This is a genomic window from Mucilaginibacter sp. (genome assembly GCF_028288105.1).
Lineage (GTDB): Bacteria > Bacteroidota > Bacteroidia > Sphingobacteriales > Sphingobacteriaceae > Mucilaginibacter.
The window spans coordinates 1-18,722 of sequence record NZ_JAQBOI010000041.1 but is presented as its reverse complement, the minus strand read 5'-3'; the positions used below and the strand labels follow the sequence as shown (position 1 = coordinate 18,722).

Below are 18,722 nucleotides of genomic sequence, written 5' to 3'. Positions count from 1 at the left end.
ATAACTTTCTTAACACAAAATCAAATTGTTCGGCAACCTTTGTATATTGCTTCGCTTATCGTCGCTCACAACATGAAAAAAATTATCGGCACTTCTTTATTATTGCTTTCCGCCTTTTTCGTACAGGCACAAAAAAATAACCCTAACGATACCATAACTACCAATTACCAGCCATCAGTGCTGTTTTCGCCCCTGCCATATACCGAAAAGGGAAACGAATTTCACTCTGCCAATGGCGAGCCCGGCCCTAAATACTGGCAAAACCATGTAAATTATAAACTGGCTGTAAAGCTGGATACCGTTACCAAAACCTTAAGCGGCACAGCCGAAATTACCTATGTAAACAATAGTCCCGATGCACTGCAATACTTGTGGCTGCAACTTGACCAAAACACTTATAAAAAAGATGCCCGCTCTAACTTTGTTACCGGCGCGCAGGCTACGCAACACACCAGTGGCTACGAAATAGAATCGGTATATATTGATAATGGCGATGAGCGCAGAAGGGCCAATTTTGTTATTACCGATACCCGTATGCAGATCCGTTTGGCAAAGCCAATGGGTAAAGGCCCTATAAAGCTGAGCATCAAATACCATTACACTATCCCCGGCGCTTTTGGCGGCCGTACCGATTATGTGGATACCAAAAACGGAAAGATCTTCGAAATAGCCCAGTTCTTCCCGCGCATGTGTGTTTATGATGATAGCCGTGGCTGGGCAACCGCACCATTTTTAGGCAGCGGTGAATTTTATTGTGAATATGGCGATATCGACTACTCCGTAACCGTACCGTGGGATGTATTAGTGGCCGGCCCCGGCGATCTGCTGAATCCCAAAGAAGTACTAACTGCCAAACAAATTAGCCGTTTAGAGGCTGCCCGTAACAGCGACAAAACAATAATGATCCGTACCGCGGCCGAGGTTACCGACCCATCATCGCGCCCGGTAAATAAAGGCACACTAACCTGGCATTACAAAATGCTGAATACCCGCGATGTGGCCTTTGGCGCCTCTAAAGCCTTTATTTGGGATGCTGCAAGGGTGAACTTGCCGGGTGGTAAAAAATCAATGAGCATGTCTGTTTACCCGGTAGAAAGCCAGGGCAATAATGCGTGGGACCGATCAACAGAATACCTGAAGGGCGCTATTGAGCACTTTTCCGAAAAGTGGTACCCGTACCCTTATCCTACTGCCATAAATGAGGCGGGCATAGCAGCCGGCATGGAATACCCGGGTATATTGTTTGATGGCATGAACGATAAAGGCGTTGAACTATTTTTTGTTACCGCGCACGAAATAGGCCACAACTGGTTCCCGATGATTGTAGGCAGCGACGAACGCCGCTTTGCCTGGATGGACGAAGGCTTTAATACTTTTATAGATGTTTACGCATCTGACGCGTTCAACAAAGGCGAGTACGCTCCAAAACGCGATGGTGAATACGCCCCCGGTGGTGGCAACCCGGCCGATGAGATCATCGCGCATATTATCGACCCAAATTCGCCAACCATTATGACCGCACCGGATGCCATTCCAGAGAAGTATCGCCATCCCCTCACCTATTTTAAACCGGCCTTTGGCTTAATATTGCTGCGCGAGCAGATCCTGGGTAAGGACAGGTTTGATTATGCGTTTCGTAACTATATTAACAAATGGGCCTACAAACACCCACAGCCGGATGACTTTTTCCGTTCGATGGAAAACGGCGCAGGTGAAGACCTGTCATGGTTTTGGCGTGGATGGTTCTACAATAATTACAAGCTGGATATAGCCCTCATTGATGCCAAATACGTGGATAAGGACCACAGCAAAGGCGTGAAATTAACCATTGCCAATAAAGAAATGATGGCCATGCCATTTACCGTTGAAGCTAAACTAAAGGATGGCAGCAAGCAGCGCATCTATTTCCCGGTTGAGACATGGCTGCAAAACAAAGTAACCACCTACATCCTGCCAACCACGCAGGAAGTTGAAAGCGTAACCATTGATCCGGATAATGCCTTACCGGATGTGAACAGGAAGAATAATTCAAAGAAACTGTAGAGACGCGATACTTCGCGTCTTAACCTACATGCTGAATTTGCATAAAGGAGACGCGAAGTATCGCGTCTCTACACCGGCCACGTCATTGCGTGGGCTTGAATGTCCTGAGAAACTAAGATTTCAATCTTACCAACTGCTGATAAACCTTCTCAGTAGGCAACCCTACCACATTGGTATACGAGCCATTAATGCGTTCGATGCCGATAAGGCCTATACGCTGCTGGATGCCGTATGAGCCGGCTTTATCCATAGGTTGATATTCTTCCACGTAACTGCGGATCTCGTGTTCGGTAAGCTTGCGGAAAAACACTTCACTACGGTCGTAAAATTTATTGTATTGGTGGTTGTGCAGCAGGCAAACACCGGTATAAACCTCGTGCACCTTGCCCGATAAGCGCTGCAGCATTTCTACAGCATGCTCAGATGATTCGGGTTTGCCTAATATTAGGCCGTCAATAGCTACAATGGTATCGGCGGTAAGTACTACTTCGCCAGTAACATCTTCATCAAATGCTTCGGCTTTTTTGGCGGCAATGTAAACGGCTATCTCTGCGGGCGTTAAGCCATCCGGGTAGGATTCATCTACCTCTTTTAAAACCACACGGAAATCAATATCCATCATCCTTAAAAGCTCTTGCCGCCTTGGCGATTTTGATGCAAGAATTATCTTTGGAAAAGCACTCATGCTAAGAAATTTTTGACTTTTGACTTTACATTTTTGACTTAACCACCTACCAGCTATACGCCTCGGCGTTCATCCATTTACCCTGTACCTTCATTACTTTTTCAATAATATCACGGGCACAGCCTTTGCCGCCGGCATAAGGCGAAACATAGGTACAAATAGCTTTAATTTCTTCGGCGGCATCCGCGGGGCAAACCGGTAAGCCAACCAGCTTCATCACAGCCAGATCGGGGATATCATCGGCCATGTAAAGGATGTTGGCCGGGTTGATGCTTTTTTCCTCGATGTAAATTTTAAATCGCTCAGATTTGGTATGCGCACCCAGATACACATCATTTATACCCAGGCTATTTAAACGAAACAATGCGCTTTTTGACCGGCTACCAGATATTGCAGCAACATTATAACCACATTTTACGGCCAGTTGCAGGGCATAACCATCCTTAATATTAAAGGCACGGCTTTGCACGCCGGTTTCGGTCACAAATATCGACCCGTCGGTTAGTACGCCATCCACATCAAAAATAAATGTGGTTATATCTTTAAGCTTGGTTAAAAAGGATTCCATTTAATTAGTTGATTGGTTCATTAGTTCACTGGTTTATTAGTTACAAACTGCCCACTAAATACTGCAAACTGAAACTATTGATTATCTCTCCACTCGTACACCCATGCAGATTGTATTTGCTCCAGGTGGCCTTCGTTTGATTGCTCGCGCGTGCCGGCAAAGTTTGGCAGGGAAAGTACCCATTCCAACAGCTCGGTAAAGCGGATGCGGTATATTTTTGATTCGTCAAAATCGTCGCCAAACTTTTCGTATAGGCTCAGGGCTATATCTTCGTAGTCGTTCCAGTGTATCGGCAGGGCGAATTTATCGTCGTTCATTTTTTGGTTGTGAGTTTAACTAATTAGCATTAATGGCCCATAAAGTCTGATTGGTTTGGCAGGGTAACTTCAATATCGCCATCAATTATTACACATTGGCAACCCAAACGCGAATTAATGCGCGGGTTAACGGCCCTGTCAATAAAATCTTCTTCCTTATCAGATATCTCCTGGATGTTATCCATCCCCTTGTTTACATATATATGGCAGGTACTGCAACCGCAAACACCGCCGCAGTTATGTTGCAGCTCAATGCCATTTTCCAGGCAAACGTCCAATACAGATTCACCCTCGGCTATTGCAAGCTCCACAGTTTCGTGGTCCTTCTCCTCGAAGTTTATCTTTACTTTAAAAATATTCATTTTGGCAAAAGTAACAAAATTACTTATCCCCGTTAGGCTTGTTATGGTTTTTGATAATATCCTGACTTAACAGTGTATAAAGTTCCTGTAAACCGGGCTTTCCATCAAGCATTTGCAGATGGGCCTGCATCGTAAATTCATCGTTACGTATGGCGGGGCCGGTTTGTACATCCGCAGGCGAGTGCTGCTTAATTTTGTCGGCTGTTTCAGCTATTAGCGGGCGCAGCATATCAAAGCTCATGTCACTTCCTGCCAAAAGCTGCTCGCCAATGCCATAAAGGTGATTGGTAAAATTACAGGCAAACACGGCAGCCAAATGCAATACCTTGCGCTGAGCAGAATTTACCCGGTAAACATTATTACTAATGCTGCGGGCAAGCTCTTCTAAAGTTTTAGTAATGGTTTCGTCTGCCCCTTCAATACATAATGGCACATCCCAAAAATTTAGCTCTTTTGTTTTACTGAAGGTTTGCAGCGGATAAAACACGCCCGCCTTATCACTTAGTTTCAGTATTTCCTGCATATCAACCGCACCGGATGTATGTACAATGAGCTTATCGAAGGAAGACAAATGCGGAATAAATGCCGGTATGGCATCATCCTTAATGGCCAGGATGAAAATATCGGTATCGGCATTAATATCTTCGGGCTTATCTATTGCTTCGGCACCAACATGATAGGCCAGCAAAGCCGCGTTATGCATACTGCGGCTGTAAACCTGCGCAATACTATGGCCTGCATTTTTAAACGCTGCCGATAAATGTGTGGCAACATTGCCCGAACCAATAATGGTAATACGCATTTGCTATTATTAATTAAGCTGCTAAATTAAATATTTCTGTTATTTTTATTCTTTAATTAATATCCTTAACCCCTCCATGAAATTTCTAAAGAACCTGCTTGTATTTATTATAGTACTGGCAATTTTTGGCGGCGCTGCCCTTTATATTATATACAATCATTATAACCCCGAAAAAAAAGAACTTACCTACGAATTGAGGAAGAATACAAACGGCAGCTACATTGAACTAAGCCAGGGTGTTACCCATTACGAACTGGATGGCCCCGATACCGGCAAGGTTATTATTATGATACATGGCTTTAGTGTGCCTTATTATATATGGAACGGCACTTATGAGTACCTGACCGAGCACGGTTTCCGCGTTTTACGGTACGATCAGTTTGGCCGTGGCTATTCTGACAGGCCGAACGTGGTTTACAATAAGCAGCTTTATTTTGGGCAGATAAATGACCTGATAGAAAAACTGCATCTTAAACAACCGGTGAACCTAATTGGTGTATCGTTTGGTGGCGAATTGGCTACCGATTTTACTGTAGCCTACCCCAATAAAGTAAACAAGGTAGTATTGATAGATCCTGCTTACCCGTCAGACAAACCGGGGGTACCATCATTTGTGGCTGATTTTTACGAAGCAACCCATGCTGATGACCGCGCCCAGGGCCAACTGACAGATTTTAAATATCCCGACCGCTACCCTAACTGGGTGGAGCAATACCGGCCGCAAATGGAGTACAAAGGTTTCCGCCATGCATTGGTTTCTACTATATACAATTACGATTATAATGGTCGCCAAAGTAATATAGCACTCAACAATACGCACAAACCGGTATTACTTATTTGGGGTAAGGAAGATAAGACCGTACCTTTTAATTATAGCGATTCGATACGCAGCGTTTTAAAAACCGAATTTTTGCCGGTAGACGATGCCGCGCACCTCCCCTATATGGAGAAGCCGGATTTGGTTAACCCTGCTTTGGTAACATTTCTGAAGAAATAATATCTAAACCATAAATAAACACTAATTAAAAACAATGGATACTTCACTCATTACTACAAGCACCGGTTTAGACGGTTACAAGGTTGTTAAACATTTAGGTGTAGTGCGCGGCATTACCGTGCGCAGCCGCAGCGTGGTAGGCAATTTTGCCGGTGGTATACAATCGCTGTTTGGCGGCAGGCTGTCTGTTTATGTAGAGCTTTGCGAAAACGCCCGCGAAGAGGCCTATCACCTGCTGATACAACACGCCCAGGCTTTAGGTGCAAACGCTATTATCAGCATGCGTTATGATGCCAACGAGGTGATGCAGGGTATTACCGAGGTATTGGCCTATGGTACAGCGGTGGTAGTTGAGAAAACAGCTGAATAATATTCCCAATGTCATCTCGAACGAGGTACGAGGAGAGATCTTGTTCATTATGCATGATTCGCCACTTATCATTTGAACAAGATTTCTCTCTGTCGTTCGAAATGACAACTTTGTGTCTTTGTTGGTATTATCAACAACAACATTTAAAATAAATGAAAAATAAAATTATCATCTTATTCTTAAACATCTGTTTGGGCACTTCGGGTTGCGTACCGAGAGCAACAGAAGAAGATATCTTTTCTTATTGGAAAAATAAAGTGGATCTTAAAATGATCATAACGGCGAAAAGTAATAAGCAGCGCGACGTTACACTATATGGCAGAAGACTCGATAATAATCACGACACTACATTCATGAATGAGACGGGCTATTTATTAAGGGTTTATGATCAAATACACGTGGGCGACACAATCATAAAAGATAAAGGAAAATATACATTACATATCAAAAACCGATATGAAACAAAAAATATCCCTTTCGAATATGCAGATAAAGAGATCGCCGATACGCTCAACATCCGTTAAATCTATGCCGTTGTTGGTGTTGTCACCAACAACAATCAGGGCAGGTCTTAAAATTTAACTTGGTATCAGGCAACTTGTTGGCGACAACATCAACAAGGGCGCGAAAGATTATAAGTCTTGGACTGGTTACCCATGACAATTCGTTATAAATAGCGGCGAAAAGTGTTCACGTTCACGGCCGTGAACGCGCGTGAACATTATTAAATAGCTGATAATCAGAGATTTTTAAATTAAGCTACTGACGAAATAACGTCACCATTAAATCCATACCAGGCACAAGCAAAATGTACTATAATATAGGCGGACACGCTGCATGGCTTCGCAAAGATTAATGTCATTCACCCTCATAGGCCGCTGATTTTAAAATTCAGACTGACTAATCGCGTCTTTGCGTGAAACCTCTTCCTCACAAAAATAAACTTCTATCTTTGCTTCAAATTACACCTACTATGCAAGTAATAAAGCAATATATAGAAGACAATAAACAGCGCCTGCTTGACGAACTTTTCGAATTACTGCGTTTCCCATCTGTAAGCGCCGACCCAAAATATGCTCCTGATGTTTTAAACGCTGCCGATTACGTAGCCAAAAAATTAACGGACGCAGGTGCCGACAAAGTAGAGGTTTGCAAAACCGCAGGCTACCCTATTGTTTATGGTGAAAAAATAATTGACGCTTCATTACCAACGGTATTGGTTTACGGCCATTATGACGTACAACCGCCCGACCCATTAGAACTTTGGAAAACCCCGCCATTTGAGCCTACCGTTCGCGATGGTAAAATATATGCCCGCGGCGCTTGTGATGATAAAGGCCAGTTTTACATGCATGTAAAAGCTTTTGAGCTGATGATGCAAACCAATACCCTGCCCTGCAATATCAAATTTATGATTGAGGGCGAGGAAGAAGTAGGCTCAAACAACCTGGGCATATTTGTAAAAGCAAATAAAGAACGTTTAAAGGCCGATGTGGTGCTGATATCTGATACCTCTATGATCAGCATGGAACACCCTTCGCTGGAAACCGGCTTACGTGGCTTGTCATACCTCGAGGTGGAAGTTACCGGCCCTAACCGCGACCTGCACTCTGGTGTATACGGTGGTGCGGTGGCAAACCCGGCCACTATTCTGGCTAAAATGATAGCCTCCCTGCATGATGAGGATAACCATATCGCTATCCCCGGTTTTTATGATGATGTTACCGAACTAACCGCAACCGAGCGCGCGGAACTAAACGCCGCGCCTTACGACGAAGAAGAATACAAAAAAGACCTTGATATAGCCGAAGTTTGGGGCGAGAAGGGTTACACCACCTTTGAACGTACCGGCACCCGCCCTACCCTTGAGGTAAACGGTATTTGGGGTGGCTACATTGGCGAAGGCGCTAAAACGGTATTACCGTCAAAAGCCAGTGCCAAAATTTCGATGCGGTTGGTGCCAAACCAAACCTCTGATAAAATAACCCAACTGTTTACAGATCATTTTCTGAAGATAGCGCCGCCTTACGTAAAAGTAAAAATAACCCCGCATCATGGTGGTGAGCCTGTGGTTACCCCAACCGATAGCATTGCCTACAAAGCGGCACAAAAAGCCATTGCCGAATCATTTGGCAAGCAGCCTATCCCAACCCGTGGCGGTGGCAGTATCCCTATTGTAGCTTTATTTGAAGCGGAACTGGGTTTAAAAACTGTATTAATGGGTTTTGGCTTGGATAGCGATGCCCTGCACTCGCCAAACGAGAAATACGATATTTTTAACTACTACAAGGGAATTGAAACCATCCCATTATTCCACAAGTACTTTGCTGAATTAAGCAAGTAGATTTATTTTTTGAAATCGAAACAATATCGGCGTAGCATCTATTTTATTTGTAATTAATGTAGGTGCTATGGAAACAAAAAACAACCCAAAGAGTGAGGCATCCAAGGAGATGAACACCCCAAAAAGTTCTAAGCCCGAGAAAGATGCTGCTACAAAACAAACAAGTAACAGCGTTCCAAGAAAAAGAAGGCATGTCCTGCTTTAACAAATAAGCCAATGGATCAAATCCATTGGCTTATTTGTTATTTAATGGTTACAAGTTCGCATTTGGATAAAAACTCATCATCGGCATCTGCCCCTATTCCCGGCGCATCACTAATGTTTAACTTGTACCCATTGTAAGTTACACCGCCAATACAAGGGTCAACAAGGTGCCCAAGCATACAGGTATCCATATCATAAAACTTAATATTGGGGCTGGCATACACAAAGTGTAATTTGGCGCTTAAGGCTATCCGGCTTTCCAGCATGCCCCCCATCATACAGGGAATACCTTTTTCTGCAGCAGTATCATGGATCTTCTTAGCTTCCAGTATCCCGCCGGATTTTGCCATTTTTATGTTGATATAATCACACGATCCGCTGTTTATCTGCATCCGTGCATCATGGTGATTGTAAACGCTTTCATCGGCCATAATTTTCACCGGCGATAGCTTCATTAGTTCGGGCAGGCGGTCATCATACCAGGTGCGCATAGGTTGCTCACAAAACTCAATATCATATTGGCCTATCGCCTGCAAGGCAAAAACTGCGTCGTCAAAACTCCAGCCCTGGTTGGCATCCACCCGTATCTTCATCTGCCCGCCAACAGCTTCACGGATCTGTTTAATGCGTTCAACATCGGTTTCGGCACCTTTGCCCAGTTTCACTTTTAAAATATGAGCGCCAGATGTTTTAAAATCAATGGCCTTTTTGGCCATGGCTTCGGGTGTATATATGCCGATGGTGATATCGCTTTCAACCATACGCCTTTCGCCACCTAAAAACTTGTATAAAGGCAATCCTGCATTTTTGGATGCTATATCATACAGGGCAATATCAAAAGCGCTTTTAATGGTAGTGTTACCCGCGGCGGCGTCATGCAGCTGCTGCATACGGGCAGGAATATCCAACGCATCTTTCCCTATCCAAAGTTTAGCAAAATCTTTTGCCATAGCCAGGCAGGTATCCTGCGTTTCGCCCACTATCATGGGGAAGGCCGAGCATTCGCCCACGCCGTAAAAACCTTTACCGGTATGGATGCGGATAAACACATTCTGCGCATGGTCCATAGTGCCGGTAGCTATAGTAAAGGGCTCCATGGGGATACTGAAACGGTAAATATCTATTGAGGTGATGATAACTTGTGACATATTGAATTAATTATAGAATGTTTCACGCAAAGACGCGAAGACGCAAAGCAATATATTAAATCTTAGCGTCTCTGCGCTTTTGCGCGAGAAAAAATCTCTGGTCTAACAAAATTTGTACATTAACACATTTACCGTATATTTGCGTTAGTACTTCGTACGCATTCATTTCGACTCTCCGGTTTCTGCCCTCTGTTTTAAGAAACCGTCCATGAGCCGAAAAATACTTCAAGAGATTTTATTTAATTAAAAAAATATACATGGCATTAACAAATCTGCCTGGTCCGTTTGATTATAACTCAACCAGGAACAAACTTTTACTTACTGAATATGGCCGTAACGTGCAAAATATGGTGAAATATATTGTAGCGTTACCAACCAAAGAAGAACGCAACAAATACGCACAAGTGGTTATAGACCTAATGGGCTTTCTAAACCCTCACCTGCGTGACGTAGCCGATTTTAAGCACAAACTTTGGGATCACCTGCACATTATATCCGATTTTCAGTTGGATGTAGATTCGCCGTACCCTAAGCCAAGCCCCGAGGCTATCCACTTGAAGCCCGAGCCGCTTAAATATCCGCATCAGCGTATAAAATACAAACATTACGGTAAAACCATCGAAATGATGATAGAGAAGGCTAAGGCCATTGAAGAGCCCGACCGTAAGCGCCACATGGTACAAGCTATAGCCAATTTTATGAAAATGGCATACGTGCAATGGAACAAAGATTCGGTTGCCGATGAAACTATCCTGTCTGACCTTTACGCCTTATCTGGCGGTACGTTAAAGTTGGAAGAGAACATTAACCTTAACCGTGTTGAGTTCCGTACTAATACATACAACAACAGCCAAAACAACAACAACCGCGGGCGTACCCAAAACAACCGTGGTGGCAGTGGTGGTGGTGGCGGTGGTCGCACCAACAATAACAACCCACGCAATAATAACAACCAAAATAACCGTAACCGTAATCCCGGAGGGGCTAAAAAATACTAATTGATTATTGGTTCATAGCCTACGGTTCATTGTTCACAGACAAAGGAACACGGCTTGGGTGCAATTGCGATTATTTTATAATCTTTGTGCCCGGGCATGATCTGACGATATGAATCAGACCATGAACTATGAACCATCAACCATGAACTTACTATGAGAAACGCATTCGAAATACAGGGCGGTAAAAAGCTTAAAGGCGAGATCATCCCACAGGGCGCAAAAAACGAAGCATTACAAATTATATCGGCTGTGTTACTAACCAGCCAAAAAATGACCATCAGCAACATCCCTGATATACAGGATGTAAACAAGCTGATAGAGTTACTGGGCGACATGGGTGTTGAGGTGAACCGCATATCGCGCGATACCTGCACTTTCGAAGCTAAAGAGATAGATCAGGATTTTTTTACTTCTGAAGCATTTAAAACAAAGGGCGGCGGTTTACGTGGCTCTATTATGATATTGGGGCCGCTATTGGCGCGTTTTGGCAAGGCAGCTATCCCAAAACCGGGTGGCGATAAAATTGGCCGCCGCCGTTTAGATACCCACTTCCTGGGTTTTGAAAAATTAGGCGCAAGGTTTGATTACAACCCCGAAAATGGCTTTTATAACGTAGATGCATCTAACCTACAGGGTACTTATATCCTGCTTGATGAAGCATCTGTTACCGGTACGGCTAACATTGTAATGGCTGCCGTGCTTGCAAAAGGTACAACTACTATTTATAACGCGGCCTGCGAGCCATACCTGCAACAGCTTTGCAAAATGCTTAACCGCATGGGCGCAAAAATTAGCGGCATTGCCTCCAACCTGTTAACTATTGAAGGTGTTAGCGAGCTTGGTGGTACCGACCACCGCATGCTGCCTGATATGATAGAGATAGGATCGTTTATTGGCCTTGCCGCCATGACAGGTTCTGAAATTACCATTAAAGACGTACACTACGACGAACTGGGTATGATCCCTGACGTGTTTAAACGTTTGGGTATTAAACTGGAACGCCGCGGTGATGATATCTACATCCCATCGCAAGATCATTACGAGATAGATACTTTCATAGATGGCTCGTTACTAACCGTTGCCGATTCGCCATGGCCGGGCTTTACACCCGATCTGTTGAGCATTGTGCTGGTTGTTGCCACACAGGCTAAGGGTTCGGTGTTGATCCACCAGAAAATGTTCGAAAGCCGTTTATTCTTCGTAGATAAATTGCTGGATATGGGTGCCAACATTATCCTTTGCGACCCGCACCGTGCAACCGTTATTGGTTTAGATAAAATGGTGCAACTGCGTGGTATCTCTATGACATCGCCGGATATACGTGCCGGGGTATCATTACTGATAGCTGCGTTATCCGCGCAGGGCCAATCAACCATTTACAATATCGAACAAATAGAACGTGGCTACCAAAACATTGATGAGCGCCTAAAAGCGCTTGGTGCCGATATAAAAAGAGTATAATTCTCTTTAGATAAAAGACCAAACGATTAAGGACAAAGGATAAGTGGAAAAGTGCACTTTATCTTTTGTCCTTTGTCTTTTCGTCCTTTCTCCAATTTTACTACCTTTAGCACAACCATTATATCCATCAATGCCTTATAAAAACCGGAGATCATCGTATTCTACCTTTATACTGATCTTTGTCGCATTAAAAATAGTGCTCAACCTGTTTGCTATCAGTCACTTTGGTTTCCACCGTGATGAATTACTGCATTTGGTTTTAGGCGATCATTTGGATTGGGGTTATAAAGAAGTACCCCCTTTTATAGCCGTACTGGCAAAAATAACCCTTTCTGTTTTTGGCCATTCTGTTTTTGCCGCGCGGATCTTTTCAACCATAGCCAGCGCATTTATTATTTGGCTTACCGGGCAAATCACCGCCGAAATAGGCGGCCGCAGGTTTGCAATTACCCTGGCTTGTTTAGCGCTGATCCTCGCCCCCGCGTTTGCTGCATCGGGGTACCTTTTCCAGCCTGTAGTATTTGATCAGTTATGGTGGGTGGTAACCGTTTGGCTTTTTGTACGCTACCTAAATACCGCTACTGTAAAATATTTATACTGGCTGGGCGTAGCTGTTGGTTTTGGTATGCTTACCAAGTACACCATGGTCTTCTTTACCGTGTCGCTTATTATTGGTATTTTAATAAGCAGGGAACGTAAACTACTATTTAACAAGCATGTATTGTTTTCGGCATTGATAGCCATACTTATATTTCTGCCTAATATTATCTGGCAGTTTGCCCACCATTTGCCGGTTATCCACCATATGAAAGAGCTAAGAGAAACCCAATTGGATTATGTAAAGCCACTGGATTTTGTAATGCAACAAGTTTTGGTAAACGGCCCCTCGATAGTTATTTGGTTTACGGGTTTTATTAGCCTGCTATTCTCTTTCCGCCTACGCAGGTTTAGGTTTTTGGCTATTGCCTACATCCTTATATTCCTGTTCCTGCTGCAAATGAATGGTAAAAACTATTACCTGTTTGGCGCCTACCCTATGCTGTTTGCCGCGGGCGGTTTTGCCTTTGAGCAATTATTAAAAAGAAATGCATATGCCCTGCGCACGGCTGTTATCATACTTTTTGTTGCGCCCAACCTGCTATTATTACCACTGGTGTTGCCTATACTTTCGCTTAATAGCACGTTGGCGAATTTCCGGTTTGCACAAAAAAACATGCCGTTCCTGAATTTTATAACCACTTGGGAAGATCATAAACAACACCCCCTAACGCAAGATTATGCCGACATGCTGGGCTGGGATGAAATGGCTAAAAAGGTATCAGACACCTACGACAGCCTTACACCCGAACAACAAAAAAACACACAGATATATGCCGACAATTACGGTGAGGCGGGTGCCATACATCATTACAGGCATAAATATAATTTACCGGAAGTGGTGTCGCTTAGCAGCAGCTTTCAACTTTGGGCGGCCGATGATCTGAATGCCCATTACATAATTTATGTAGATGATGATGATAATGTTGAAAGAAGGCTTAGTCCGTTATTAGAAAGTTATCGTAAAACCGGCGAGGTGTTAAATCCCCTGGCACGCGAAAAAGGAACACGTATCTATTTGCTTGTTAATCCGTCACAAAAGTTAAATGAGGTTTACCGGAAAGAATTAGCAAAAAAAAGATTGCAGTAATAAAAATGAAGTGTCAGTCTGAGCTTGTTGAAGCATCGGTATGCTAAGTCTTCGACAAGCTCAGACTGACATTAACAAAAAGAGACGCGAAGTATCGCGTCTCTACATTATATGATCTTTATTATATCTATGCCGATATCGCGTTGATGATATCGTACTGCGTGATGATCGCTATTTTACCGTTATCGTCCTCAACAAGCACAGCAATATTGTCCTTATTGATCATGCTGGAGATTTTATCGATAGAGGTATTCAAATCGATAAAAGGGAATGGCGCGGTTGATATGTTTTTGATCGGTTGCGATTTAATGGCCGGGTTCTCTATCAGCGAATCTAAAATATCACTCTCGGTTATCTTACCGATCACCATACCTTTTTGGGTAACGGGAATCTGGCTAATATTAAGCGATTTGATGGTATTTATAGCCTCCAGGACAGTCTTTTCGCAATCGATGGTAACAATCTCCAGATTTTCTTTTTTGCCGATGATATGGCGTGCGGTAAGCTTCTCTTCTTTCAGGAAACCACGATCGCGCAACCAATCGTCGTTATACATTTTGCCCAGGTAACGGGTACCATGGTCAGGGAATATGATCACAACTACATCACCTTCTTTAAACTTATCTTTCATTTGCAGTAAACCTGCCACAGCCGAGCCGGTTGAATTACCAGCGAATATGCCTTCTTTGCGAGCTATCTCGCGGGTCATTAGAGCGGCATCCTTGTCGGTCACTTTTTCAAAGTGGTCTATCAGGCTAAAATCAACGTTCTGCGGTAAAAAGTCTTCCCCTATACCTTCGGTGATGTACGGATAGATCTCGTTCTTATCAAACTCACCGGTCTCTTTATATTTTTTAAATACTGAACCGTAAGTATCTATACCCAAAATTTGGATAGCTGGGTTCTTTTCTTTCAAAAATTTTGCTGTACCAGATATAGTACCACCTGTACCCACCCCTACTATCAGGTGGGTTACTTTACCTTCGGTTTGTTCCCAAATCTCGGGGCCGGTTTGTTCATAATGTGCCTGCGAGTTAGAAAGGTTATCGTACTGGTTTGGTTTCCATGAATTAGGCACCTCGCGCTCTAAACGAGATGATACCGAGTAATAAGAACGCGGATCTTCCGGCTCAACATTTGTGGGGCAAACAATAACCTCGGCACCAAAAGCACGCAAGGCGTCAAACTTTTCTTTTGATTGCTTATCGGTACTGGTAAAAATACATTTGTAGCCTTTTATAACCGCTGCAATGGCCAGGCCCATACCTGTATTGCCCGATGTTCCTTCAATGATAGTACCGCCCGGTTTAAGCTTACCGCTTTTTTCGGCATCTTCAATCATTTTAAGGGCCATACGGTCTTTAATAGAGTTGCCGGGATTGGTAGTTTCTATTTTAGCCAATACCGTTGCGGGTATATCTTTTGCTACTTTATTCAATTTTACCAGGGGCGTATTGCCAATGGTTTCCAGTATATTATTGTACCACATATATAAAATCTACTAAACCTGTATACTTACAGGATATGTTCAAAATTAGCAATTTATTCTGTCAGAATTTGAATTAATTGTTCCGTGAGTGGTTGATTGGGTGAGAGTGAATGGTTAGAAAACACCTGCCTAATCAATCACTCACAGGCCCGTCCTGTGAGATCCCGAAATAAATTCGGGATGACGGCGGGCGGTGAGTGGTTATTGATGAGTAGTAAATGGTTAAAAACCACTCACCTAATCAACTCAATCAACCACTCACCAACTTAAAACTTCAAGTGCTTCACGGTTAAACCAACGTTTATTAATTGCTTTAACGATTGTATCCCTACACGCAGGTGGGTTTCTACATATTGTTCTGTTACGCTCGAGTCGCTTTCGGCGGTTTTAACACCTTCCGGTATCATGGGCTGGTCAGATACCAGCAGCAATGCGCCGGTTGGTATTTTGTTGGCAAAGCCCGTAGTAAAAATGGTTGCCGTTTCCATATCAATGGCCATAGCGCGCAATTCTTTCAAATACTTTTTAAAGACTTTGTCATGCTCCCAAACCCGGCGGTTAGTGGTGTAACAGGTTCCGGTCCAATAATCGCGTGAGTGGTCGCGTATAGTAGTTGATATAGCCTTCTGCAAGGCAAATGAAGGCAGTGCGGGCACTTCTGCAGGCAAATAATCGTTTGATGTACCTTCGCCCCGTATGGCAGCTATGGGCAGGATCAGATCGCCTACGTTGTTCTTCTTTTTTAAACCGCCGCATTTACCCAAAAATATAACCGCCTTGGGGTGTATAGCGGTAAGCAAATCCATTACAGTAGCTGCAACTGAACTGCCCATACCAAAGTTGATAATAGTGATACCATCGGCAGTTACGCTTTGCATTGGCTTATCCAGCCCCATTATAGGCGCGTCATTATGCCATTGCGAAAACAGCTGCAGATATTTAGAAAAATTGGTGAGTATAATATATTCGCCAAAGGCATCTAACGGGCGGCCGGTATAACGCGGTAGCCAATTAGCTACTATAGCTTCTTTTGTTTTTAATCCTGATTTTACCGGCGATTGTATCTCTTTTATCTTTTTTGCCGGTACAGTGTTTTCGTCTTTCTTTACATCTAATTCTTCGTTCATCTTTTTTTCCTCTTTTTTGTGTGTATGTATTTGATAATTGGGCTTTTCAAAAACCCTTTTATACAGCAAACCCCGGTGTGCGTTCACCAGGGTTAGTGTGTAATATACAAAAATAATTTTAAACTATCAAATAATTGTTAAGCCACCTTTAACTTTTTAAGATCACTCTTCTCAAATTTCTCCCTGGCATACTCTAATGTTACGTTCAAACGTTTCACATCCTTTTTAGACGGGAACTCGAACATGGCATCAATCATGATAGCTTCACATATCGAGCGTAAACCACGTGCGCCAAGTTTAAATTCCATTGCCTTATCAACAATAAAATCAAGCACATCGATATCAAACTCCAGCTTTACACCTTCGTACTCAAACAATTTTTTGTACTGTTTAAGCAGGGAGTTTTTTGGCTCTGTTAATATATTGTGCAGTGCTTCGCGGTCAAGCGGGTTAAGATAAGTTAATACCGGTAAACGGCCTATAAGTTCGGGGATCAAGCCAAACGATTTCAGATCCTGCGGGGTGATGTACTTGTACAGGTTCTTCATATCTATCTCGCTGTCGTCGCGCTTCATTTTGTAACCAACAGTTTGGGTACGCAGGCGGTTAGCTATCTTTTTCTCGATGCTATCAAACGCGCCACCGCAAATAAACAAGATGTTGCTGGTGTTAACCGTGATCATTTTTTGATCGGGGTGTTTACGCCCGCCTTGTGGTGGTACGTTAACCATGGTACCTTCCAGTATCTTTAGTAACGCTTGCTGTACACCTTCGCCGCTTACATCACGGGTAATGGATGCATTATCGCTTTTGCGGGCAATTTTATCAACCTCATCAATATAAACTATACCGCGTTCGGCAGTGTTTACGTCGTAATCTGCAGATTGAAGCAAACGGGTTAAAATGCTTTCAACATCCTCACCTACATAACCAGCTTCTGTTAATACAGTAGCATCGCAAATACAAAACGGAACGTTTAATACTTTAGCCAGCGTTTTAGCCAGTAAGGTTTTACCTGTACCAGTTTCGCCAACCATAATAATGTTTGATTTTTCAATCTCCACCTCATCCTTATCAATACGCTGGTTTAAGCGTTTGTAGTGGTTATAAGTAGCAACGGCTAGTATTTTTTTAGCATCATCCTGGCCAATAACATATTGATCAAGGTGGCTTTTTATTTCGGCTGGTTTTAATATCGCGGGAGCATTTGGCGAGGCTTTTACCTTACGTACTTTTAACTCTTCGGCCAATATCTCGTTAGCCTGGTTAACGCATTTATCACAAATATGTGCATCCAGCCCCGCTATAAGCATCAGTGAGTCTTGCTTGCCTGCTCCGCAAAACGAACACCTTATCTCTTTACTATTTTTATTCATTGTGATATTACTTGTTAAACAAATTTACTCAATTGGTATGATATATACAAAGTCCAGAAGTTAGACAGTCAGCAAGCCCGAAAGATATAGTCCAATTACGAACTTTACTGTCTTTTGGACTTACCGACTAATATTCTAACTATCAAATTACTTCTTTGTTTTATTACCTCTTAATATTTCGTCAATCATACCAAATTCTTTGGCTTCTTCGGCTATCATCCAGTAGTCACGGTCTGATGCAGAATAAACTTTGTCATATGTTGCACCGCTATGATCAGCAATGATCTGGTATAATTCTTTTTTCAGTTTAGTAATCTCATGGTAAGATATCTCGATATCAGATTGCTGGCCTTGAGCACCGCCTGATGGCTGGTGGATCATCACCCTTGAGTGTGGTAATGCAGCACGTTTACCTTCGGCACCGGCGCAAAGCAATACCGCGCCCATTGATGCAGCCATACCGGTACAAATCGTAGCTACATCATTTGATATTAATTGCATGGTATCATAAATACCTAAGCCGGCGTAAACAGATCCACCCGGAGAGTTAATGTAAAGCTGGATATCACGTTTTGCATCGGCCGATTGTAGAAATAATAACAGCGCCTGGATAACATTAGCGTTCTGATCATATATAGGATCGCCTAGGAAAATAATACGGTCCATCATTAAACGCGAGAACACGTCTAATTGCGAGATGTTTAACTGGCGTTCCTCAATAATATAAGGCGTATAGCCCATTGG

The 18,722-nt window shown here is 43.1% G+C and carries 18 protein-coding genes; 8 read left to right on the top strand and 10 right to left on the bottom strand.

What is annotated here, in order from left to right; genetic code table 11:
- Positions 1-72: 72 nt before the first annotated feature.
- Positions 73-2,043, top strand: a complete 1,971-nt coding sequence (locus JWQ85_RS02720) for a M1 family metallopeptidase (protein WP_299463550.1) — start codon at positions 73-75, stop codon at positions 2,041-2,043.
- A gap of 112 nt (positions 2,044-2,155) precedes the next feature.
- On the opposite strand, the gene JWQ85_RS02715 is transcribed toward JWQ85_RS02720, so the two are convergent.
- The 5 genes from JWQ85_RS02715 to JWQ85_RS02695 all read right to left on the bottom strand — a co-directional run bounded on the left by JWQ85_RS02715 (position 2,156) and on the right by JWQ85_RS02695 (position 4,777).
- Entirely contained in the window at positions 2,156-2,728 is a 573-nt protein-coding gene (locus tag JWQ85_RS02715) for a Maf family nucleotide pyrophosphatase (RefSeq protein ID WP_299463547.1), read from the bottom strand.
- A gap of 46 nt (positions 2,729-2,774) precedes the next feature.
- The gene (locus tag JWQ85_RS02710) at positions 2,775-3,296 is read right to left on the bottom strand and encodes an HAD family hydrolase (RefSeq protein WP_256538126.1); all 522 of its coding nucleotides are present in this window, start codon (positions 3,294-3,296) and stop codon (positions 2,775-2,777) included.
- Between the two features lie 74 nt (positions 3,297-3,370).
- The gene (iscX, locus tag JWQ85_RS02705) at positions 3,371-3,613 is read right to left on the bottom strand and encodes a Fe-S cluster assembly protein IscX (RefSeq protein ID WP_256538127.1); all 243 of its coding nucleotides are present in this window, start codon (positions 3,611-3,613) and stop codon (positions 3,371-3,373) included.
- Positions 3,614-3,642: 29 nt separating this feature from the next.
- Positions 3,643-3,975: a 2Fe-2S iron-sulfur cluster-binding protein gene (locus JWQ85_RS02700; protein ID WP_256538128.1), complete on the bottom strand. Its 333-nt coding sequence runs from the start codon at positions 3,973-3,975 to the stop codon at positions 3,643-3,645.
- 19 nt (positions 3,976-3,994) lie between these two features.
- On the bottom strand, positions 3,995-4,777 hold the full coding sequence (locus tag JWQ85_RS02695) for a Rossmann-like and DUF2520 domain-containing protein (protein WP_299463538.1): 783 nt from the start codon (positions 4,775-4,777) through the stop codon (positions 3,995-3,997).
- Positions 4,778-4,853: 76 nt separating this feature from the next.
- Between JWQ85_RS02695 and JWQ85_RS02690 the strand changes: the two genes are divergently transcribed.
- The 4 genes from JWQ85_RS02690 (at position 4,854) to JWQ85_RS02675 (ending at position 8,488) form a co-directional block, all read left to right on the top strand.
- Complete coding sequence (locus tag JWQ85_RS02690; RefSeq protein ID WP_299463535.1) at positions 4,854-5,774, top strand: alpha/beta hydrolase; 921 nt, start codon at positions 4,854-4,856, stop codon at positions 5,772-5,774.
- Positions 5,775-5,808: 34 nt separating this feature from the next.
- Positions 5,809-6,144, top strand: a complete 336-nt coding sequence (locus JWQ85_RS02685; protein WP_299463532.1) for a YbjQ family protein — start codon at positions 5,809-5,811, stop codon at positions 6,142-6,144.
- Positions 6,145-6,296: 152 nt separating this feature from the next.
- Positions 6,297-6,668: a hypothetical protein gene (locus tag JWQ85_RS02680; protein ID WP_299463530.1), complete on the top strand. Its 372-nt coding sequence runs from the start codon at positions 6,297-6,299 to the stop codon at positions 6,666-6,668.
- 449 nt (positions 6,669-7,117) lie between these two features.
- On the top strand, positions 7,118-8,488 hold the full coding sequence (locus tag JWQ85_RS02675; protein WP_299463527.1) for a dipeptidase: 1,371 nt from the start codon (positions 7,118-7,120) through the stop codon (positions 8,486-8,488).
- 242 nt (positions 8,489-8,730) lie between these two features.
- On the opposite strand, the gene JWQ85_RS02670 is transcribed toward JWQ85_RS02675, so the two are convergent.
- Complete coding sequence (locus tag JWQ85_RS02670) at positions 8,731-9,840, bottom strand: mandelate racemase/muconate lactonizing enzyme family protein (protein WP_299463524.1); 1,110 nt, start codon at positions 9,838-9,840, stop codon at positions 8,731-8,733.
- A 257-nt stretch (positions 9,841-10,097) separates the two neighbouring features.
- On the opposite strand from JWQ85_RS02670, the gene JWQ85_RS02665 reads away from it, so the two are divergent.
- From JWQ85_RS02665 to JWQ85_RS02655, 3 genes are all read left to right on the top strand, one after another.
- Positions 10,098-10,838 carry a DUF4290 domain-containing protein gene (locus tag JWQ85_RS02665; protein WP_299463521.1) on the top strand — a complete coding sequence of 247 codons (741 nt, stop codon included), beginning with the start codon at positions 10,098-10,100 and terminating at the stop codon, positions 10,836-10,838.
- A 153-nt stretch (positions 10,839-10,991) separates the two neighbouring features.
- Positions 10,992-12,299, top strand: a complete 1,308-nt coding sequence (gene murA / locus JWQ85_RS02660) for a UDP-N-acetylglucosamine 1-carboxyvinyltransferase (RefSeq protein WP_299463518.1) — start codon at positions 10,992-10,994, stop codon at positions 12,297-12,299.
- Positions 12,300-12,429: 130 nt separating this feature from the next.
- Positions 12,430-13,986, top strand: coding sequence for a glycosyltransferase family 39 protein (locus JWQ85_RS02655; RefSeq protein ID WP_299463515.1), 1,557 nt, complete (start codon positions 12,430-12,432; stop codon positions 13,984-13,986).
- A 127-nt stretch (positions 13,987-14,113) separates the two neighbouring features.
- Here JWQ85_RS02655 and JWQ85_RS02650 read toward each other — a convergent pair whose 3' ends face one another.
- From JWQ85_RS02650 to JWQ85_RS02635, 4 genes are all read right to left on the bottom strand, one after another.
- Positions 14,114-15,475 (bottom strand): pyridoxal-phosphate dependent enzyme, encoded by a 1,362-nt coding sequence (locus JWQ85_RS02650; RefSeq protein ID WP_299463512.1) that lies wholly within the window; start codon positions 15,473-15,475, stop codon positions 14,114-14,116.
- 266 nt (positions 15,476-15,741) lie between these two features.
- Positions 15,742-16,602 carry an AMP nucleosidase gene (locus JWQ85_RS02645; protein WP_299463509.1) on the bottom strand — a complete coding sequence of 287 codons (861 nt, stop codon included), beginning with the start codon at positions 16,600-16,602 and terminating at the stop codon, positions 15,742-15,744.
- Between the two features lie 137 nt (positions 16,603-16,739).
- Positions 16,740-17,978, bottom strand: coding sequence for an ATP-dependent Clp protease ATP-binding subunit ClpX (clpX, locus tag JWQ85_RS02640; protein WP_299463506.1), 1,239 nt, complete (start codon positions 17,976-17,978; stop codon positions 16,740-16,742).
- 147 nt (positions 17,979-18,125) lie between these two features.
- The coding region (locus tag JWQ85_RS02635; protein WP_299463503.1) for an ATP-dependent Clp protease proteolytic subunit at positions 18,126-18,722 on the bottom strand (597 nt) is incomplete at its 5' end.

Coding starts and splice junctions, on each gene's coding strand:
- JWQ85_RS02720 (WP_299463550.1), top strand. CDS start 73: ATGAAAAAAATTATCGGCACTTCTTTATTATTGCTTTCCGCCTTTTTC.
- JWQ85_RS02715 (WP_299463547.1), bottom strand. CDS start 2,728: ATGAGTGCTTTTCCAAAGATAATTCTTGCATCAAAATCGCCAAGGCGG.
- JWQ85_RS02710 (WP_256538126.1), bottom strand. CDS start 3,296: ATGGAATCCTTTTTAACCAAGCTTAAAGATATAACCACATTTATTTTT.
- iscX (WP_256538127.1), bottom strand. CDS start 3,613: ATGAACGACGATAAATTCGCCCTGCCGATACACTGGAACGACTACGAA.
- JWQ85_RS02700 (WP_256538128.1), bottom strand. CDS start 3,975: ATGAATATTTTTAAAGTAAAGATAAACTTCGAGGAGAAGGACCACGAA.
- JWQ85_RS02695 (WP_299463538.1), bottom strand. CDS start 4,777: ATGCGTATTACCATTATTGGTTCGGGCAATGTTGCCACACATTTATCG.
- JWQ85_RS02690 (WP_299463535.1), top strand. CDS start 4,854: ATGAAATTTCTAAAGAACCTGCTTGTATTTATTATAGTACTGGCAATT.
- JWQ85_RS02685 (WP_299463532.1), top strand. CDS start 5,809: ATGGATACTTCACTCATTACTACAAGCACCGGTTTAGACGGTTACAAG.
- JWQ85_RS02680 (WP_299463530.1), top strand. CDS start 6,297: ATGAAAAATAAAATTATCATCTTATTCTTAAACATCTGTTTGGGCACT.
- JWQ85_RS02675 (WP_299463527.1), top strand. CDS start 7,118: ATGCAAGTAATAAAGCAATATATAGAAGACAATAAACAGCGCCTGCTT.
- JWQ85_RS02670 (WP_299463524.1), bottom strand. CDS start 9,840: ATGTCACAAGTTATCATCACCTCAATAGATATTTACCGTTTCAGTATC.
- JWQ85_RS02665 (WP_299463521.1), top strand. CDS start 10,098: ATGGCATTAACAAATCTGCCTGGTCCGTTTGATTATAACTCAACCAGG.
- murA (WP_299463518.1), top strand. CDS start 10,992: ATGAGAAACGCATTCGAAATACAGGGCGGTAAAAAGCTTAAAGGCGAG.
- JWQ85_RS02655 (WP_299463515.1), top strand. CDS start 12,430: ATGCCTTATAAAAACCGGAGATCATCGTATTCTACCTTTATACTGATC.
- JWQ85_RS02650 (WP_299463512.1), bottom strand. CDS start 15,475: ATGTGGTACAATAATATACTGGAAACCATTGGCAATACGCCCCTGGTA.
- JWQ85_RS02645 (WP_299463509.1), bottom strand. CDS start 16,602: ATGAACGAAGAATTAGATGTAAAGAAAGACGAAAACACTGTACCGGCA.
- clpX (WP_299463506.1), bottom strand. CDS start 17,978: ATGAATAAAAATAGTAAAGAGATAAGGTGTTCGTTTTGCGGAGCAGGC.